This window comes from Streptomyces sp. CB02056 (assembly GCF_001905545.1).
GTDB lineage: Bacteria > Actinomycetota > Actinomycetes > Streptomycetales > Streptomycetaceae > Kitasatospora.
This window is the reverse complement of the sequence record NZ_LIPD01000018.1, coordinates 81,235-100,169: the sequence shown is the minus strand read 5'-3', so window position 1 is coordinate 100,169 and position 18,935 is coordinate 81,235. Positions and strand designations below refer to the sequence as shown.

13 protein-coding genes are annotated in these 18,935 nt (G+C 73.6%); 11 read left to right on the top strand and 2 right to left on the bottom strand.

Features of this window, described 5'->3' with window-relative positions; all coding sequences use genetic code 11:
* Positions 1–12 precede the first annotated feature (12 nt).
* On the bottom strand, positions 13–1,206 hold the full coding sequence (locus AMK13_RS35425) for a trypsin-like serine peptidase (protein WP_049658939.1): 1,194 nt from the start codon (positions 1,204–1,206) through the stop codon (positions 13–15).
* Between the two features lie 412 nt (positions 1,207–1,618).
* Here AMK13_RS35425 and AMK13_RS45500 point away from each other — a divergent pair, with 412 nt between their 5' ends.
* Genes AMK13_RS45500 through AMK13_RS35400 form a run of 5 tightly spaced genes read left to right on the top strand, consistent with a single transcriptional unit; the run spans position 1,619 to position 9,439 of the window.
* Positions 1,619–3,433, top strand: a complete 1,815-nt coding sequence (locus tag AMK13_RS45500; RefSeq protein ID WP_074005688.1) for an IucA/IucC family protein — start codon at positions 1,619–1,621, stop codon at positions 3,431–3,433.
* Positions 3,325–4,038, top strand: coding sequence for a GNAT family N-acetyltransferase (locus tag AMK13_RS45495; protein WP_074005714.1), 714 nt, complete (start codon positions 3,325–3,327; stop codon positions 4,036–4,038). The genes AMK13_RS45500 and AMK13_RS45495 overlap by 109 nt, the downstream gene beginning before the upstream one ends.
* Before the next feature lie 9 nt (positions 4,039–4,047).
* Positions 4,048–5,496, top strand: coding sequence for a lysine N(6)-hydroxylase/L-ornithine N(5)-oxygenase family protein (locus AMK13_RS35410; protein ID WP_079272799.1), 1,449 nt, complete (start codon positions 4,048–4,050; stop codon positions 5,494–5,496).
* Positions 5,474–7,297, top strand: a complete 1,824-nt coding sequence (locus AMK13_RS35405; RefSeq protein WP_074005687.1) for an IucA/IucC family protein — start codon at positions 5,474–5,476, stop codon at positions 7,295–7,297. Before AMK13_RS35410 ends, AMK13_RS35405 begins: the two co-directional genes overlap by 23 nt.
* Before the next feature lie 12 nt (positions 7,298–7,309).
* A complete protein-coding gene (locus tag AMK13_RS35400; RefSeq protein WP_079272798.1) occupies positions 7,310–9,439 on the top strand; it encodes an ATP-dependent DNA helicase in 2,130 nt (709 codons plus the stop codon).
* 176 nt (positions 9,440–9,615) lie between these two features.
* On the opposite strand, the gene lexA is transcribed toward AMK13_RS35400, so the two are convergent.
* Positions 9,616–10,497, bottom strand: a complete 882-nt coding sequence (lexA, locus tag AMK13_RS35395) for a transcriptional repressor LexA (protein ID WP_310593172.1) — start codon at positions 10,495–10,497, stop codon at positions 9,616–9,618.
* Between the two features lie 355 nt (positions 10,498–10,852).
* Between lexA and nrdR the strand changes: the two genes are divergently transcribed.
* The 6 genes from nrdR to AMK13_RS35365 all read left to right on the top strand — a co-directional run bounded on the left by nrdR (position 10,853) and on the right by AMK13_RS35365 (position 18,867).
* Positions 10,853–11,353, top strand: a complete 501-nt coding sequence (nrdR, locus tag AMK13_RS35390; RefSeq protein WP_049653458.1) for a transcriptional regulator NrdR — start codon at positions 10,853–10,855, stop codon at positions 11,351–11,353.
* A gap of 205 nt (positions 11,354–11,558) precedes the next feature.
* Positions 11,559–14,471 carry a vitamin B12-dependent ribonucleotide reductase gene (locus AMK13_RS35385; RefSeq protein ID WP_074005686.1) on the top strand — a complete coding sequence of 971 codons (2,913 nt, stop codon included), beginning with the start codon at positions 11,559–11,561 and terminating at the stop codon, positions 14,469–14,471.
* 108 nt (positions 14,472–14,579) lie between these two features.
* Positions 14,580–15,035, top strand: a complete 456-nt coding sequence (locus AMK13_RS43165; RefSeq protein ID WP_143204711.1) for a hypothetical protein — start codon at positions 14,580–14,582, stop codon at positions 15,033–15,035.
* A gap of 470 nt (positions 15,036–15,505) precedes the next feature.
* The gene (locus AMK13_RS35375) at positions 15,506–16,273 is read left to right on the top strand and encodes an SDR family oxidoreductase (protein WP_074005684.1); all 768 of its coding nucleotides are present in this window, start codon (positions 15,506–15,508) and stop codon (positions 16,271–16,273) included.
* A 303-nt stretch (positions 16,274–16,576) separates the two neighbouring features.
* Positions 16,577–18,433, top strand: a complete 1,857-nt coding sequence (locus tag AMK13_RS35370; protein WP_074005683.1) for a sensor histidine kinase — start codon at positions 16,577–16,579, stop codon at positions 18,431–18,433.
* Positions 18,433–18,867, top strand: coding sequence for a roadblock/LC7 domain-containing protein (locus AMK13_RS35365; protein WP_049653112.1), 435 nt, complete (start codon positions 18,433–18,435; stop codon positions 18,865–18,867). The genes AMK13_RS35370 and AMK13_RS35365 overlap by 1 nt, the downstream gene beginning before the upstream one ends.
* Positions 18,868–18,935 lie beyond the last annotated feature (68 nt).

Below are 18,935 nucleotides of genomic sequence, written 5' to 3'. Positions count from 1 at the left end.
CGTCGGCGGCGGCTACTTCTTGGAGATCCAGTCCAGCGCCTGCCGGGCGACCGCCTCCAGGTACGGGCCGCTCAGCGAGGTGTGCTCCTGGGTGCCGATCGAGGTGTTGCTGACCAGCGCGGTCCGGCCGTCCGGCATGGTGGCGAACCAGCCGCCGCCGCTGGCGCCCTGGGTCATGGTGCAGCCGATGGTCAGCATGGTCGGGCGCTTGGCGTCGAAGGAGAGCCGGGTGGGCTTGCCGCCGTCGCACTTGTACAGCTCCTGGCCGTCGAACGGCTTGGCGAGGGGGTAGCCGACGGCCGAGACCTTGAGCTGGTCGCGCGGCGCGTCGAACCAGACCGGGACGGCCGAACCGACCGTCTCCTCCAGGGACTTGCCGGTGTCGTTCTGGTTGTGCACGCGCATCACCGCGAAGTCGTACTGGTTGGCGGCGTCGCCGGTGCCGCCGCCCTCGACCATCCACTGCGGCGAGGTGGTGACCTGGTCGGCCCACCAGGTGCCGAGCGGGGCCAGCTCGGACAGCGGGGCCCGCTTGCCGCCGCTGGAGGCGCCGGAGTTGTTGTAGGCGGGCACGAAGACCAGGTCCTTGTAGAAGTTCCCGCCCTTGCCCTCGTGCACGCAGTGCCCGGCCGTCCAGACCAGGTTGCTCTTGCCCGGGTGCTGGGGGTCGGCGATCACCGTCGCCGAGCAGTTGCCGCGGCCGCCCTGGGCGGAGAAGAACACCTTGCCGGAGGGCTGCTTCAGGTACGGGCGGGGCACCGTCACGGCCTTGACCGCCGCGGGATCGGGGTCGGTCACGCCGTCGTCGGTGGCCGGCTTGGGCGTGGCGGGGGCGGGCTTGGCGGTGGGCGGGGCCGGGTCGGCGGGCTTGGAGTCACCCATCTTGTCCGGGTCCCAGAAGTCCTTCACCACCGGGTTGTTGAAGACGTGCTTGGACGCCCACTTGTCCCAGTCCTCGTACTTCCACTTCTTCAGGTCGTCCCAGCTCCTGGGCAGTCCCTCCAGCAGGCTGGTCGGCAGCCCGGACGGGAGCGGGATCCCGCCGATCACGCCGCCCGAACCCGCGGCCTGGGTCGACTCGGTGGAGGGCGGCGGTGCGGGGCTCGTCCCGCCGCCCGCCGGGCCGTCCGGCCCGCAGGCGGTCACGGCGAGCAGGGTGCCCGCGGCCAGGGCGGCGGCCAGGGCTGACCGGTGGATCGTGGGCATCTGTGCGCTTCCCCCTGTGCTCGGTCGGTCGGTGCCGGTCGGTGCCGGGCCGCCCGGTGGTGTCACGGCCGGCGGTTGCGCACCGCGGTGGTGCGTGTCCGGCCGGTTCGCGGTGCGGCGGTTCGCCGCCATGGAGTCTTCCATCGCGGACGAGGACGGCGCTGCCCGCCCCCCGGGTTGCGGTGCGGGCCGGAGGTCACCGATCCGTGATCCGGGCCCGCCCGGTCTGCCGACGCAGCAGGGCATCGGGCCCCGGTGGTGGACAATCCCCGATCTTCACCCTGACGAGTGAGCCGTCCTTGTGATCACCCGTCAGGGATAGGTAACCCTTACCTGACGCGACGGTGCGAGCGCCCGCCGACCCCTCCAGCACAGTGCGCGTCCGCACCCCCACGCGCCCCAAGGAGCAGCCTTGAGCACCGCCGCCCTCACCGTCGCCCCGCCCGTACCGTCGCCCACCGTGGAGCGGGCCCACGGGCACGACCTCCTGCTGCACCCCGACCCGGCCGTCGCCGCCGAACAGGCCGGACTGGAGGCCCTGCTGCGCTGCTGGACCCGGGAGACCGGAGCCCGGCCCGGCCCGGACGGCCGGCTGCGGATCGCCGTCCTCGGCGGGGCCGCCCGGCTCACCGCCCCGGTCCGCTACTGGTCGCCCGGCGGCTGGCACCGCTTCGGACCCGCCACCCTCGCGGTCGGGGAGACCGGCCCGGCCGGGGACGTCCGCGAGGCCCCCGTCGACGCCGTCACCGCCGCCGCGCTGCTCGCCGCCGCGGCCGCCGAACGGCCCGACCCCGGGCAGGTCGCCGACCTGGCCGCCAGGGTCGGCGACTCGGTCGTGCGCACCGCCGAGATCCTCGCCCACCGCCGCACCGCCGCCGTGCCCGGCGGGCCGGAGCGCTCGCACTTCCTCGCCGCCGAGCAGTCCCTGCTGCTCGGCCACCCGCTGCACCCCACGCCGAAGAGCCGCGACGGCCTCGGCCCGGCCCAGAGCGCCGCCTACTCGCCCGAACTGCACGGCTCCTTCCAGCTGCACTGGTACGCCGTCGACCGCGAACTGCTCGCGGCCGGCTCCGCCGTCGCCGAGAGCGCCGAACGGCTCACCGCCGGACTGCTCGACGGCGCCGTGCCGCTGCCGCCCGGCACCGCCGCCGTCCCGCTGCACCCCTGGCAGGCCCGCGAACTCGCCCACCGCCCGGCCGTCGCCGCCCTGCTCGCCGACGGGCTGCTGCACGACCTCGGCCCGGCCGGCGACCCCTGGTACCCCACCTCCTCGGTGCGCACCGTCTACCGGCCCGGCACCCCGTGGATGCTCAAGCTCTCGCTCGGCCTGCGGATCACCAACTCCCGCCGGGAGAACCTGCGCAAGGAACTGCACCGCGGCCTGGAGATGCACCGGCTGCTGGAGAGCGGGCTGGCCGCCGAGTGGCGGGCCGCCCACCCCGGCTTCGACATCGTCCGCGACCCGGCCTGGATCGGCGTCGACCACCCCGCCCTCGGCGACCCGGGCGGCCTGGACACCGTGCTGCGCGCCCAGCCCTTCGCGCCCACCGACCGGGCGCTGTGCGTCGCCGGCCTGGTCGCCGAACAGCCGCTCGGCACCGGCGACACCGTGCCCTCCCGGCTCGGCGACACCCTGCGGGCCCTGGCCGTCCGCTGCGCCCGCCCGCTGCCGACGGTGGCCGCCGAATGGTTCCTGCGCTACCTGGACGCGGTCGTGCTGCCGATCCTCTGGCTGGACGGCCGGGGCGGCATCGCCCTGGAGGCGCACCAGCAGAACAGCCTCGTCCTGCTGGACGCCGAGGGCTGGCCCTGCGGCGGCCGCTACCGCGACAACCAGGGCTACTACTACCGGGAGAGCGCCGCCGCGCGGCTCGCCGCCCGGCTGCCCGGACTCGGCGCGGACAGCGACACCTTCCTGCCGGACGACGTGATCGACCACCACTTCGCCTACTACCTCGGCATCAACCACGTGCTCGGCCTGATCGGCGCCCTCGGCTCCCAGCGGCTCGCCGACGAGACGGTGCTGCTGGCCGCGCTGCGCCGGTTCCTGGCCGGCCCGCGGGCCGCCGCCACCGGCTCGGCGCTGCCCGCGCTGCTGCTGGACGCGCCCGCGCTGCCCTGCAAGGCCAACCTGCTCACCCGGGTCAACGGCATGGACGAACTGGTCGGCCCGGTCGCCAGCCAGTCCGTGTACGTGGACATCCCCAACCCGGTGGCGGGTGCCTGATGACGGACGACGGGTGCCGGGTGCCGGACGGCCTGTCCGGGTGGGGCGCCGTCCCCACCCCGGCCGGCGAGTTCCGGCTCGGCCCGGTCCGGCTGCCCGCCGACCTGGCGCTGCTCGCCGGGTGGATGAACGACCCCGAGGTCGACGCCTTCTGGGAGCTCGCCGGGCCGCCGGAGGTCACCGAACGGCACGTCCGGGCCCAACTGGACGGCGACGGCCGCAGCCTCCCGTGCCTCGGCCTGCTCGACGGCGAGCCGATGAGCTACTGGGAGGTCTACCGTGCCGACCTCGACCCGCTCGCCGCGCACTACCCGGCCCGGCCGTACGACACCGGCGTGCACCTGCTGCTCGGCCCCGCCGCCAGCCGCGGCCGCGGCCTGGGCGCCGTCCTGCTGGCCGCCCTCGCAGAATTGATTCTCCGCCGGAATCCGCGCTGCGAACGGGTGCTGGCCGAGCCGGACGTCCGCAACCGGCGGTCCGTCCGGGCCTTCGAACGGGCCGGATTCCGGGCCGCCGCCGAACTCGACCTGCCCGACAAGCGCGCCGCCCTGATGGTCCGCGACCGGGCCGACGGGCCCGCCGCGCAGGCCCAACTCCCCGCCTAGGACGACCCTGTGGACACCTCGACACCCCCTCCGTACGACCTGCTCGGCGTCGGCATCGGCCCGTTCAACCTCTCGCTTGCCGCACTCGCCGAACCCGTCCCCGGCCTGCGCACGCTCTTCTGCGACCAGCGCCCGGAGTTCCGCTGGCACCCCGGGATGCTGGTCGACGGGGCCCGGATGCAGGTGCCGTTCCTCGCCGACCTGGTCTCCCTGGTCGACCCGACCAGCCCGTGGTCCTTCCTCAACTACCTGCGCGACCAGGACCGGCTGTTCCCGTTCTACTTCGCCGAGCGCTTCCAGCTGCCGCGCCGCGAGTACGACCACTACTGCCGCTGGGCCGCCGAGCGGCTGGCCAACTGCCGCTTCGGCACCGAGGTCACCGCCCTGCACTGGGAGGCGCCCTGGTACCGCGCCGAACTGACCGACACCGCGACCGGCCGGCGCTCCGAGGTCAGGGCCCGCAACCTCGCCCTCGGCGTCGGCACCCGGCCGGTGCTGCCCGAGGCCTTCGCCGCGCTGGCCGGCCACCCGCGGGCCTTCCACTCCGCCGAGTACCTGGACCGCCGCGCCGACCTGGCCGGCGCCCGCGACATCACCGTGGTCGGCAGCGGGCAGTCCGGTGCCGAGGTCTTCCTTGACCTGCTCCGGCGCCACGAGGGCGACGACGTCCGGCTGCGCTGGCTCACCCGGACCAGGGCGCTCGCCCCCATGGAGTACTCCAAGCTCGGCCTGGAGCACTTCACCCCCGACTACACCCGCTACTTCCACGGCCTGCCCGCGGCCGTCCGGGACGCGCTGGTCACCGCCCAGTGGCAGCTGCACAAGGCCGCCAGCGCCGAGACCCTCGCCGAGATCCACGACCACCTCTACGAGCGCACCATCGGCCGGCCGATCGACGCCGCCCCGGTCGAGATCACCCCCGGCACCGCCGTCGACGCCGCCCGCCCCGGCCCCTGCGGCGGCCTCGAACTGCACTGCCGGCACACCGACTCCGGCGCCGAACACCTGCTGCGCACCGACGCCGTGGTGCTCGCCACCGGCTACCGGGCGGCCCGCCCGGCCGCGCTCGAACCGCTCGCCGAACTGATCGACTGGGACGAGGCCGGGCGCTATCGGGTCGACCCGGACCACCGGGTCGCCACCCGGCCCGGACTCACCGGCGGGCTGTACGTCCAGAACGCCGAACTCCACACCCACGGCGTCGGCACCCCCGACCTCGGACTCGGCGCCCACCGGGCCGCCGTGATCCTCAACGCCGTCACCGGGCGCACCGTCCACCGGCTGCCCGGCCGCACCGCCTGGACCGGCTTCGCGCCGCCCGGCCCCGCCGGTCCCGCCGACCAGCCCACCCCCGCCGGTCCCGTGGAACAGCCCACCCCCGCCGGTCCCGTAGAACAGCCCACCCCCGCCGTCCCCCGCCCCCAGGAGTTGACCCGTGCCGCAACCGTCGGCCGCTGAACCGCCGCTCCACCTGCCCCAGCACCTCACCGCCGGGCACTGGCAGCGGGCCGGCCGCGCCCTGCTGGCCAAGATGCTGGGCGAGTTCGCCTACGAGGAGCTGCTCCGACCCGTCCCCGGCGACGAGCCCGGCGAGTACCGGCTGGAGCTGCCCGAGGCCGAGTACCGCTTCACCGCCCGGCGCGGCTCCTACGACAGCTGGCAGGTCGACCCGGAGTCCGTCCGCTGCTCCCGCCCGGACGGCCTGGACCCGCTGCGCTTCCTCCCGTACGCCCGGCAGACCCTCGGCCTGCGCGGCGAGACCACCGGCCACCTGATCCGCGAGCTCTCCGCCACCCTCACCGCCGACGCCCGCCAGCTCGCCACCGCGCTGACCGCCGCCGAACTCGCCGACCTCGACCACGCCGCGCTGGAGGGCCGGCAGACCGGCCACCCCTGGATCGTCCCCAACAAGGGCCGGATCGGCTTCTCCGCCGCCGACGCCGCCCGCTGGGCCCCGGAGGCCCGCAGCCCGCGCCCGCTGCCGTGGATCGCCGTGCACCGCCGGCTCGCCGAGTACCGCGGCGTGCCCGGCCTGGAGCGGCCCGAGCAGCTGTACGCCCGCGAGCTCGACGACGTGGACGCGCTGCGCGCCGCGCTCGGCCCGGACGCCGAGGACTACCTGCTGCTGCCCGTCCACCCCTGGCAGTGGGACGAGACGGTCCTGCCGCTGTTCGCGCCCTGGATCGCCTCCGGCGAGATCGTCCCGCTGCCCTCGGACGGCGACCCACGGCTGCCCCAGCAGTCCATCCGCTCCTTCTTCAACACCGCCCACCCCGAGCGCTGCACCGTCAAGCTGCCGCTGTCCATCCTCAACACCCTGGTCTGGCGCGGCCTGCCGGTCGAGCGCACGCTGGCCGCGCCCGCCGTCACCGCCTGGCTGCTCGGCCTGCGCGACGCCGACCCGTACCTGCGCGACGAGTGCCGGGTGATCCTGCTCGGCGAGATCGCCTCCGTCACCGTCGACCACCCGCTCTACCGCGAGCTGCCCGAGGTGCCGTACCAGTACAAGGAACTGCTCGGCGCGATCTGGCGCCAGCCGCTCGGCCCCTTCCTGGACGGCGGCGAGCGCGCCCGCACCCTGGCCTCGCTGCTGCAGACCGGCTCCGACGGGCGGGCGCTCGCCGCCGAGCTGATCGACCGCTCCGGCCTGCTCCCCGGCGACTGGACCGCCCGGCTGTTCGCCGCGATGATGCCGCCGCTGCTGCACTTCCTCTACCGCTACGGGCTGGTCTTCTCCCCGCACGGCGAGAACGCCATCGTGGTCTTCGACCCCACCGACGCGCCGGTCCGGCTCGCGGTCAAGGACTTCGTGGACGACGTCAACCTCAGCGCCCAGGACCTGCCCGAACTGCGCGGCCTGCCCGACGAGGTGGCCGAGGTGCTGCTGCGGGAGAGCCCGCAGGGGCTCTGCCAGTTCATCCACTCCGGGCTGTTCATCGGCGTCTTCCGCTTCCTCGCCCCGCTGCTGGAGGCGCAGACCGGACTGCCCGAGACCGAGTTCTGGGCCCTGCTGCGCGCCGAGGTGCTGCGCTACCAGGACCGCTTCCCCGAGCTGCGCGAGCGCTTCGAGCTGTTCGACCTGTTCCGCCCCCGGATCGACCGGCTCTGCCTCAACCGCAACCGGCTGCTGATGGACGGCTACCAGGACCGCCCGCACCGCCCGCACGCCGCCCGGTACGGGACGGTGCCGAACGCGCTGGTCGCCGTGGACGTGCGGATGCCCGGGCAACGGGACCGGATTGTCACCCCCGCCCCGTAGGCTGGGAGGGTCATGACGAACGACTCCGAATCCCACGACTCCGAATCCCAGCGGGCGGCAGTCCTCGGCGACGAGGCCGAGGAAGCCGTCGCCGTCCCGCGCTCGCGGATCCCCGAACTGCTGCACGCCGCGGTGGCGGCCGTCGGCGGTGTGGAGCGCCCCGGCCAGGTCCGGATGGCCGAGGCCGTGGCCGACGCCGTCGACCACGCCGAGCACCTGCTCGTCCAGGCCGGCACCGGCACCGGGAAGTCCCTGGCCTACCTGGTGCCCGCGCTCGCCCACGGCGACCGGGTGGTGGTCGCCACCGCCACCCTGGCGCTGCAACGCCAGCTGGTGGAGCGGGACTTGCCGCGCACCGTCGAGGCGATGCACCCGGTGCTGCGCCGCCGCCCGCTGTTCGCGATGCTCAAGGGCCGCTCCAACTACCTCTGCCTGCACCGGGCCAACGAAGGCACCCCGAGCGACGAGGGCGAGGGCCTGTTCGACCCGGTGGACGCGCTCGGCGGGCCCACCGGGAAGCTCGGGAAGGACGTGCTGCGGCTGCGCGACTGGGCCGACGAGACCGACACCGGGGACCGCGACGACCTCAGCCCCGGCGTCTCCGACAAGGCCTGGGCCCAGCTCTCGGTCACCTCCAAGGAGTGCCTGGGCGCCACCCGCTGCCCGTACGGCCAGGAGTGCTTCGCGGAGAAGGCGCGGGAGCGGGCCAAGCTGGCGGACGTCGTGGTCACCAACCACGCGATGCTCGCGATCGACGCGATCGAGGGCGCGCCGGTGCTGCCCGAGCACGGGCTGCTGATCGTGGACGAGGCGCACGAGCTGGTCAACCGGGTCACCGGCGCGGCCACCGCCGAGCTGACCGTCGGCGCCGTCAACCGGGCGGTGAAGCGGGCCGCGCGGCTGGCCAACGAGAAGGCGGTGGACGCGCTCCAGGCCGCCGCCGAGAACTACCACGGCCTGATGGAGACCGCCCAGCCCGGCCGGGTCGAGGAGCTGCCCGAGTACCTCGCGTACGCGGTCACCGCGATCCGGGACGCCTCCCGCCAGGTGATCACCTCGCTCGGCGAGACCAGGGACAAGGGGCTCAGCGACGAGGACGCCGTCCGCAAGCAGGCGATGGCCTCGGCCGAGGCGCTGCACGAGACGGCCGAGCGGCTGCTGGAGGACTCCGAGTACGACGTGGTCTGGATCGAGCGCAGCGACCGCTACGGGCTGGGCACCGCCTCGCTGCGGGTCGCCCCGCTGAGCGTCTCCGGACTGCTGCGCGAGGGGCTGTACAAGGAGCGCTCGGTCGTCCTCACCTCGGCCACGCTCAAGCTCGGCGGGGACTTCAACGGCGTCGCCGCCTCGGTCGGCCTGCCCTCCGAGACGCGGCTGCCGGACGTCCGCACCGCCGGGGACAACCCGGACGCCGAGGCGGGCTTCGGCGAGGACGCGGTGCCGCACTGGCGCGGGATCGACGTCGGCTCGCCGTTCAAGTACCCCAAGCAGGGCATCCTGTACGTCGCCAAGCACCTGGCCGACCCCGGGCGCGATCCCGAACGGCCCGACATGCTGGACGAGTTGGCCGAGCTGATCGGTGCGGCCGGCGGTCGGACGCTGGGCCTGTTCTCCTCGATGCGCGGCGCCCAGACGGCCGCCGAGGCGATGCGCGAGCGGCTGGACCACCGCGTCCTGCTCCAGGGCGAGGACACCCTCGGCGAGCTGATCCGGGAGTTCGCCTCGGACGCGACGACCTGCCTGTTCGGCACGCTCTCGCTCTGGCAGGGCGTGGACGTGCCCGGCTCGGCCTGCCAGCTGGTCGTGATGGACCGGATCCCGTTCCCCCGGCCGGATGACCCGCTGATGAGCGCCCGCCAGAAGGATGTCGAACAGCGCGGCGGGAACGGCTTCATGGCCGTCGCGGCGACCCACGCGGCGCTGCTGATGGCGCAGGGCGCGGGCCGGTTGGTGCGCGCGGCCGACGACCGGGGCGTGGTCGCGGTGCTGGACCCGCGGGTGGAGACCAAGCGGTACGGGAGCTTCTTCCGCTCCTCGATGCCGGAGTTCTGGTACACCACGGACCGCAACCAGGTGCGCCGCTCGCTGGCGTCGATCGACGCCTCGGCGGCGCCGGTGCGGCCGGTGGTGAAGCGGGGCTGAGGGCCCCGGCCGCCCGGCCCGTGGAACGCCGGAGGGGCTCCCCGCACTGTGCGGAGGAGCCCCTTCCCGGTGTGTGTGGTGGTGCGGTGCGTGCTGGTGCGTGTTGCTGTGCGCGCCGAGGCGGCGCGGGTGCGCTCAGAGGCGCACGGGGCCGCCGAGGGGCGGCGCAGGGCCGTTCAGAGGCGGCGCAGGACCGCGACGACCTTGCCCAGGATGGTCGCGTTGTCGCCGTTGATCGGCTCGTACGCCGGGTTGTGCGGCATCAGCCAGATCCGGCCGTCCTCGCGCTTGAGCCGCTTCACGGTGGCCTCGCCGTCGATCATCGCGGCCACGATGTCGCCGTTCTCGGCGACCGGCTGGCGGCGCACGGTGACCCAGTCGCCGTCACAGATGGCCGCCTCGATCATTGAGTCGCCGCGCACGGTGAGCGCGAACAGCTCGCCCTCGCCGACCAGCTGGCGGGGCAGCGGGAAGACGTCCTCGACCGTCTGCTCGGCCAGGATCGGCCCGCCGGCGGCGATCCGGCCGACCAGCGGGACGTAGGAGGTGGAGGGCCGGCCGGCCGTCTCGGCGGTGTTCGGGCGGGCCACCTCGACGCCGCGGACCTCGTAGGCGCGCGGGCGGTGCGGATCCCGGCGCAGGAAGCCCTTGCGCTCCAGGGCCATCAGCTGGTGGGCGACCGAGGAGGTGCTGGACAGGCCCACGGCCTGGCCGATCTCCCGCATGGACGGCGGGTAGCCGCGGCGCTGGACGGAATCCCGGATGACCTCGATCACCCGGCGCTGGCGCTCGGTGAGACCGGCCTCGTCGGTGCGGATGCCGGGGGGGCGACCGGGCATCGCCCGGGCGGGGGAGGTGTGGGAGTCGTCCATGGCGGTGGAGTGTTCGATCGGCTGGTCGGGAACGCGGGTCGCCCCGGAAAGGGCCGCGCCGGAGAGGCGGTGGTCTTCGCTACGGTCCATGCTGCTGTCCACACCCTGCTGATTCGTGGTGCGCTGCCCCACCTTGAACTGGGAGTGTTCCTGCACCGGGATGGTGTTGCTTTCGATCGTGTTCACGGCGGCCCCTCTCGACGGCTGTCCTCTCCCCTTTTCCAGCCCAACGCGCCTCCTATCGAAAGGTTGCGCCAAACACACGTTCGAGTGAATTATTCGGGAGTTGACTGACTCGATCAAGGCTTTGTTGTACATCGAGTAAATGTTCGAGCGAAACTCGCCCCCGGCAGTCTAATCGGGCCCCTCGCGACATCGACACGCCAAGGCGCTCACCTCCCCCAGACATCCTAGATGTAGTGGCTACAGTCCTCTCCGTGCCCAGTACTAGTGGTCGCCCCGCATGATCAGCTTGCCGAGGCCGGGGGCGCATCGCATAGACTCAACAGGTCCGAACGTTCTGCCAGGGAGGGATCCCGAGGTGCACTGCCCCTTCTGCCGGCACTCCGACAGCCGTGTTGTCGACAGCCGGACCACCGAGGACGGCAGCTGCATCCGCCGTCGTCGGCAGTGCCCGGACTGCGGCCGCCGCTTCACCACGGTGGAGACGGCCGCGCTGATGGTCATCAAGCGCAGCGGCGTCACCGAGCCGTTCTCCCGGCAGAAGGTCATCACCGGCGTCCGCAAGGCCTGCCAGGGCCGCCCGGTCACCGAGGACGCGCTCGCCCAGCTCGGCCAGCGGGTCGAGGAGTGCGTGCGCGCCAGCGGCAGCGCCGAGCTGACCACCCACGACGTGGGGCTGGCCATACTCGGCCCGCTCAAGGAACTCGACGTGGTCGCCTACCTGCGCTTCGCCTCCGTGTACCAGGCGTACGACGGACTGGAAGACTTCGAGGCCGCCATCGCGGAGCTCCGCGCAGAACGGCCCCGCACCCCCGAGGCGGACGACACCTGCGTGTCCGTGTCCGCCGCCGCGCCCTAGGAGGCGCCGGGCCCCTCGCGGGCCCAGCCACCCGCACCACCACGGCCCCGCGGGGCCCACGCGTGCCCGAAAACGGGGCACAGAACACTACAAACCGTGCGTAAGCAGGCAGGGTTCCTGCCTGCCCGCACACCGGAAGAACGAACCAGCAGTGCCCGGACTTTTCAGGGCACTTCGGGCGTTTGCCCAGGAGGAGGAGCGAGAAGTGACAGACACCACGAGCGGTTCCGCACGCGGGTCGAAGTCCGAGAAGGCCGCGGCCAAGGGCGCCAAGGCCCCGAAGGGCGGTCTCCGGATGGAGCGCATCTACACCACTCCTGGCGTGCACCCGTACGACGAGGTCCGCTGGGAGCGGCGGGACGTCGTCATGACCAACTGGCGTGACGGCTCGATCAACTTCGAGCAGCGCGGCGTCGAGTTCCCCGACTTCTGGTCGGTCAACGCCGTCAACATCGTCACGTCCAAGTACTTCCGCGGCGCCGTCGGCACCCCCCAGCGCGAGTGGAGCCTCAAGCAGATCATCGACCGCGTGGTGCTCACCTACCGCGCCGCCGGCGAGAAGCACGGCTACTTCGCCTCCAAGGACGACGCCGAGATCTTCGAGCACGAGCTGACCCACGCCCTCCTCCACCAGGTGTTCAGCTTCAACTCGCCGGTCTGGTTCAACGTCGGCACCAAGCAGCCCCAGCAGGTCAGCGCCTGCTTCATCCTGTCCGTCGACGACTCCATGGACTCGATCCTCGACTGGTACAAGGAAGAGGGAATGATCTTCAAGGGCGGCTCCGGCGCCGGCCTGAACCTCTCCCGGATCCGCTCCTCCAAGGAACTGCTCTCCTCCGGCGGCAACGCCTCCGGCCCGGTCTCCTTCATGCGCGGCGCCGACGCCTCGGCCGGCACCATCAAGTCCGGTGGCGCCACCCGCCGCGCGGCCAAGATGGTCGTGCTCGACGTGGACCACCCGGACGTCGAGGCCTTCATCGAGACCAAGGTGAAGGAGGAGGAGAAGATCCGCGCCCTGCGCGACGCGGGCTTCGACATGGACCTCGGCGGGGACGACATCACCTCCGTCCAGTACCAGAACGCCAACAACTCGGTCCGCGTCAACGACGAATTCATGACCGCCGTCGAGAACGGCACCGAATTCGGCCTGCGCGCCCGGATGACCGGCGAGGTCATCGAGACCGTCGACGCGAAGAAGCTGTTCCGCAAGATGGCCGAGGCCGCCTGGGCCTGCGCCGACCCCGGCATCCAGTACGACACCACGATCAACCACTGGCACACCTGCCCGGAGTCCGGCCGCATCAACGCGTCCAACCCCTGCTCCGAGTACATGCACCTGGACAACTCCAGCTGCAACCTCGCCTCGCTGAACCTGATGAAGTTCCTCCGCGACGACGACTCCTTCGACGCGGCGACCTTCGCCAAGGTCGTCGAGCTGGTCATCACCGCGATGGACATCTCCATCTGCTTCGCGGACTTCCCCACCGAGAAGATCGGCGAGACCACCCGCGCCTACCGCCAGCTCGGCATCGGCTACGCCAACCTCGGCGCCCTGCTGATGGCCACCGGCCACGCCTACGACAGCGAGGGCGGCCGCGCCCTGGCCGGCGCCATCACCTCGCTGATGACCGGCACCGCCTACCGCCGCGGCGCCGAACTCGCCGGCGTGGTCGGCCCGTACGACGGCTACGCCCGCAACGCGGCCCCGCACCAGCAGGTCATGAAGCAGCACGCCGACGCCTCGCTGGACGCCGTCTCCCACGACGACCTGGACGCCCCGGTCTGGCTGGCCGCCAACAAGTCCTGGCAGGACGTGCTCCGCCTCGGCGCGCAGAACGGCTTCCGCAACGCCCAGGCCTCGGTGCTCGCCCCGACCGGCACCATCGGCCTGATGATGGACTGCGACACCACCGGCGTCGAGCCCGACCTGGCCCTGGTCAAGTTCAAGAAGCTGGTCGGCGGCGGCTCGATGCAGATCGTCAACGGCACCGTCCCGCGCGCCCTCAAGCGCCTCGGCTACCAGGACGAGCAGATCGAGGCGGTCGTCGCCCACATCGCCGAGCACGGCAACGTGGTGGACGCCCCGGGCCTGAAGCCGGAGCACTACGAGGTGTTCGACTGCGCGATGGGCGAGCGCTCCATCTCGCCGATGGGGCACGTGCGGATGATGGCCGCGATCCAGCCCTGGATCTCCGGCGCCATCTCCAAGACCGTGAACATGCCGGCCGCCGCGACCGTCGAGGACGTCGAGGAGATCTACTTCGAGGCGTGGAAGATGGGCGTCAAGGCGCTCGCCATCTACCGCGAAAACTCGAAGGTCGGCCAGCCGCTCTCGGCCAAGAAGAAGGACTCCGAGGAGAAGACCGAGGCGGCCGCCCCGGTCACCCCGGCCGCCGTGGTCGAGAAGGTCGTCGAGTACCGCCCGGTCCGCAAGCGCCTGCCCAAGGGCCGTCCGGGCATCACCACCTCCTTCACGGTCGGTGGCGCCGAGGGCTACATGACCGCCAACTCCTACCCGGACGACGGCCTGGGCGAGGTCTTCCTGAAGATGTCCAAGCAGGGCTCGACCCTCGCGGGCATGATGGACGCCTTCTCCATCGCCGTCTCGGTCGGCCTCCAGTACGGTGTGCCGCTGGAGACCTACGTCTCGAAGTTCACCAACATGCGCTTCGAGCCGGCCGGCCTGACCGACGACCCGGACGTGCGGATGGCGCAGTCGATCGTCGACTACATCTTCCGCCGCCTGGCGCTCGACTTCCTGCCGTTCGAGACCCGCTCGGCGCTCGGCATCCACTCCGTCGAGGAGCGCCAGCGCCACCTGGAGACGGGCTCGTACGAGCCGCTGGAGGCCGAGGAGCTCGACACCGAGTCGCTCGCCCAGTCCGCCCCCGTCGCCGCCAAGCCGGCCGCCGTCCCGGCCCCGGCACCGGCACCGGCCCCCGTCGTCGAGGCACCCAAGGCGACCCCGAAGCAGGCCCACAACTCCACGGAGCTGATGGAGATCCAGCTCGGCCTCAACGCCGACGCCCCGCTCTGCTTCTCCTGCGGCACCAAGATGCGCCGCGCCGGCAGCTGCTACCTCTGCGAGGGCTGCGGCTCCACCAGCGGCTGCAGCTGACCGTGCCCGACCCCGGTTTCACCCGATGAGGTGAAAACCTGAGGCGGGGCGAGGACTTCACGTCCTCGCCCCGCCTTTTCTGTCGGTCGGGGTTGCTTTGCTGCGCGCATGGCGACAGGAGCAGAGAAGCGGGCACCACGACGGCCACCGGCGGCGGAGATCACACCGGAGACCCCGATCTGGTGCCCGGCGTGCCGGGACCACCACCCGGCCGCCGATTTCCCGAGGAACGCGAGCAGGCCGAGCGGTCTGCAGAGCGAGTGCAAGCAGGCCGTCCGGGCGAGGGCGGCGAGGCCGGAGGCCCGCGAGGCCGCGAACCGGGCCCGGCGGAAGAAGTGGGAACGGCCGGAGGTCCGGGCCGCCGCACTGGAGCGGCAGCGCGCTCGGCGCGCGAAGCTCGGTGCCGGACACGATCTGCGCCGGTCGCGGGCCAGGCTTCAGGCCGTGGTGACGGAGTGGAAGAGCGGCGGCTGCGTCGACTGCGGGTACGCCGATGTACGGGCCTTGGACCCCGACCACCTGGACCCGACGCAGAAGGCGGGGACGATATCCCGCCTCGTGTAGCTGTGCGTCGCCAAGGACCGGCTGCTGGCCGAGCTCGCCAAGTGCGAGGTTCGGTGCGCCCGCTGCCATCGAGCGCGGACGATGCGGCAGCGCGGGCGTTCGACGGAACGGCTGCCTCCGTCCTGGGCCCGGATGGTGGAGGCCCAGGCGCGGAACGACCGGTTGAAGCTGGCGCGGGGCTGCGCCGACTGCGGTTGGCGGGGATGGGCCCGGGGCCTCGACTGGGACCATGTGCGCGGCGCCAAGTCGGCGAACGTGTCGCAGCTGATCGCCGAGCGGAAGCCGTGGTCGGAGGTCGCGGCGGAGATCGCCAAGTGCGAGGCCGTGTGTGCGAACTGCCACCGGATCCGGACTGCGGTCAGGCGGGGCCGGACGTCCCGGAGCGCATCCGGCGTGCCGATGTCACGTTCGGGGGCGGTGTCCGGTCTGTAGGGGGTGACGGGGTTCTTCAGGGAAGGCGTGGTGCGGTGATGGCCGGAACGGTGCTGGTGACCGGGGCGACGGGGACGTTGGGGCGGGAGGTGGTGCGGCTGCTGGTGGCGCGCGGGGTGGCGGTGCGGGGGCTGAGCCGGCGGGTGCGGGACGGGGGCGACGGGGTCGAGTGGGTGGTCGGGGACCTGGTCGGCGGGGCCGGGGTGGCGGAGGCGATGGCCGGGGCCGACGTGGTGGTGGACTGCGCGACCACGCAGAAGAAGGCGGACGTGGCCGGGGTCCGGACGCTGGTGGCCCGGGCCCGGGAGGCCGGGGTGCGGCACCTGGTGTACGTGTCGATCGTCGGGATCGACCGGGTGCCGTTCGCGTACTACGCGACGAAGCTCGCCTGTGAGCGGGTGGTGCGGGAGTCGGGGCTGGGCTGGACGGTGCTGCGGGCGACGCAGTTCCACGACCTGGTGCTGAAGGTCTTCGACGCCTCCGTGAAGCTGCCGGTCCTCCCGGTGCTGAGCGGGGTGGCGTGCCAGCCGGTGGACGTACGGGAGGTGGCCGCGGCGGTCGCGGACCTGGCGGGGGAGGAGCCCGCCGGCTTCGCCCCGGAGGTCGGCGGCCCGCAGGTGCGTTCGTACCGGGAGCTGGCCGAGGCCTACCTGCGGGCGGCGGGCAGGCGCCGGTTGCTGCTGCCGCTGCCCCTGCCGGGATCGACCGGCCGCGGACTGCGGGCGGGCGGCAACCTGACGCCGGATCGGGCGGTGGGCCGGGGGACCTTCGAGGAGGCACTGGAGCGACGGTTCGGCGGCCGCTGAGGTCGGCGGCCGCCGGCACAGGACGGGCGCCCACGGTGTGAGGCGTGGCGCTCGGGTGGGCGTCGGGGCGTCGTCGTGTGGTGTGGGCGGCGTGAAGGTAGGAGATTGGCCGTCAACTGGCCGCTTGAGGCCTATGTCTGAATCGATATGATCGGCCGAAAGCGTGAACCGATCAGACGCCCGGAGACGTTTCGCTACGTCGCCGGGCGGACTGGTATGCGCCCGACCAGCTGTCGGCGGCCGCAACCGTCGCCGACCCGCCGCCCGCGCCGCCGCCCGCCGACGTTGCCGAGGACCGCACCGATGAGAGAAGCCACCAGCCCCGACGGCCGATCGCGCCGACGGCCCGCGCCGCGCACCGTCGCCCTGACCGCGGCCGCCGTGCTGCTGGCGCTGGTCGCCGCGCCGGTCGGCGTGGCCAGGGCGCTCGGCGCGCACCAGCCGCTCACCGCCCTCGCGGTGGGCGCCGTCACGGTGCTCTGGCTGATCGCCGTCGGCCTCGCGGCGGCCGGGGTCGAGCGGTCCCGCGGGCTGGCCGAGGACCTGGCCGCGCAGCACGAGGAGACCCGGGCGGCGCTGGTCGCCGCGGGCACGGCCCGGCAGGCCGAGACGGCCGCCGCCGACCGCACCGCCGCCGCGCTCGCCGAGCGGGACGCCGCCCGCGCCGGGCAGGCCCGGGCCGAGGCCGACGTCACCACCGCGCACGCCGAGCTGGCCCGGCTGCGGGCCGAACTCGACGCCGAGCGGGCCGGGGCGGAGGCGGAGCGGACCCGGGTCGAGGCCGAGCGCGCCGAGCTGGCCCGGATCACCGAGGGCGTGCTGCCCGAGGTGGTGGCGAAGCTGCGGGCCGGCGCGGCGGTGGACAGTGCGCTGGCCGTCCACCGCAAGCACCCCCAGTACCCGCTGCTGCGTGCCGTCGGCGAGGAGATCGGCCGCGGCGAGCGGCTGCGGGCCGCCGCGCTCGCGGTGTGCGCGACCGCCGCCGGGCGGGTCCAGGCGCTGGCCACGAGCATGCACGCCGAGCTGCGCGAGATGCAGCACCGGCACGACGAGGAGGTCCTCGGCGACCTGCTGAGCCTGGACCACTCGACCGCCCAGGCGGGCCGGATGGCCGACAGCATCGCGGTGCTCACCGGCGCCCGCTCGGGCCGCCGTTGGGCCAAGCCGATCGCGGTGGAGTCGGTGCTGCGCGGCGCGCTCGGCCGGATCGGTGCCTACCAGCGGGTGCGGCTGCACAACGCCAGCACCGCCGCGGTCGCCGGGTACGCGGCCGAGGGCGTGATGCACGCGCTGGCCGAACTGCTGGACAACGCCACCAACTTCTCCGCCCCGCCGGCCGAGGTGCACGTCTACGTCGAGGAGGTGCCCGCCGGGCTGGCGGTCACCGTCGAGGACAGCGGCCTGGGCCTGAGCGACAGTTGGCTGCGCCGGGCCGAACGGGCCGTCTCCGCCGAACCGCTGGACCTCACCACGCTCTCCGCGGGTACCCGCCTGGGGCTGGCGGTGGTCGGCGTGTTGGCACGCAAGCACGGGCTGCAGATCTCCTTCCGGCCCTCGGCGCGCGGCGGCACCGGCGTGGTGATGCTGATCCCGCATCAGCTGGTCACCCACCCGGCACCGGCCGCGGCCCCGGCGCCCGTCCAGGTGTCCGTACCGGTACAGGCGTCGCCCGCGGAGACCGCGCGCCCCGCGCTCACCTCGGCGCGCCCCGCCCCGGCCTCCCTGCCTCCGGCGCCCTCCGCGCAGCGGACCCGCGTCGGGACGCAGGCCGCGGCCGGGACGCGGACCGCCACCGTGCCCGCGCTGCCGGCCGCGCCCGTCCGGACGACCGACAGCGGCCTGCCGCAGCGCCGCCGCGGACAGACGCTGGCCACCGCCGCCACCGCGACGGACCGGGCGGCGAAGCCCGCCGGCACCGACGCGGCGGGTGCGGCCGGCCGGTTCGGCGCGTTCCGCCGGGCCGCCGCCCGTCCGGTGGCGGCCGGGCAGCCCGCCGCCGGGGCTCCGACCGAGGGCCCCGCCGGGACGCCGGTCACGGACCCTGCCGGGGCTCCGACCGCCGACTCTGCCGGGCCGCCGGCCACCGACCCTTCCGGGGTGCCGACCACAGCCCCCGACACCACGCCCGACGCTTCCCCCGTCACCGAGAAGGACACCTGATGAGCAGTGCCACCGACCGTGACCTCGACTGGCTGTTGGAGAACCTGCTGGCGGCGACCCCCGGCACCCGGCACGCCCTGGTGCTCTCCGCCGACGGGCTCAAGCTCTGCCACACCGCCGGACTGAGCACCGACCAGGCCGACCAGCTGGCCGCCATCGCCTCCGGTCTGCAGAGCCTGGCGCACGGCGCCTCGATCGAGTTCGGCGACGGCAGCGGCGGCGTGCGGCAGTCGATGACCGAGTTCCACGGCGGCATCCTGTGCATCGTGGCGGCCGGCGAGGGCGCGCACCTGGCGGTGGTCACGGACGACGACGCGGACGTCGGCGTGGTCGGCCACAACATGCACGGCCTGATCGAGCAGATCGGGGTCCACCTCAGCGCGCCCGCCCGGGCGGCGGAAGGCGAGGCCGCGCAAGAGAGCGCGGTCATATGAGCGCGCGGAGCGAGCGGACGGTCGAAGGAGTCGCGGGGGTCGCGGGGGTCGACGCCCCCGCCGCGCGG

Excerpts from the sequence above, each read along its gene's own strand:
- AMK13_RS35425 (WP_049658939.1), bottom strand. The coding sequence starts at position 1,206 with ATGCCCACGATCCACCGGTCAGCCCTGGCCGCCGCCCTGGCCGCGGGC.
- AMK13_RS35400 (WP_079272798.1), top strand. The coding sequence starts at position 7,310 with ATGACGAACGACTCCGAATCCCACGACTCCGAATCCCAGCGGGCGGCA.
- AMK13_RS43165 (WP_143204711.1), top strand. The coding sequence starts at position 14,580 with ATGGCGACAGGAGCAGAGAAGCGGGCACCACGACGGCCACCGGCGGCG.
- AMK13_RS35375 (WP_074005684.1), top strand. The coding sequence starts at position 15,506 with ATGGCCGGAACGGTGCTGGTGACCGGGGCGACGGGGACGTTGGGGCGG.
- AMK13_RS35370 (WP_074005683.1), top strand. The coding sequence starts at position 16,577 with ATGAGAGAAGCCACCAGCCCCGACGGCCGATCGCGCCGACGGCCCGCG.
- AMK13_RS35365 (WP_049653112.1), top strand. The coding sequence starts at position 18,433 with ATGAGCAGTGCCACCGACCGTGACCTCGACTGGCTGTTGGAGAACCTG.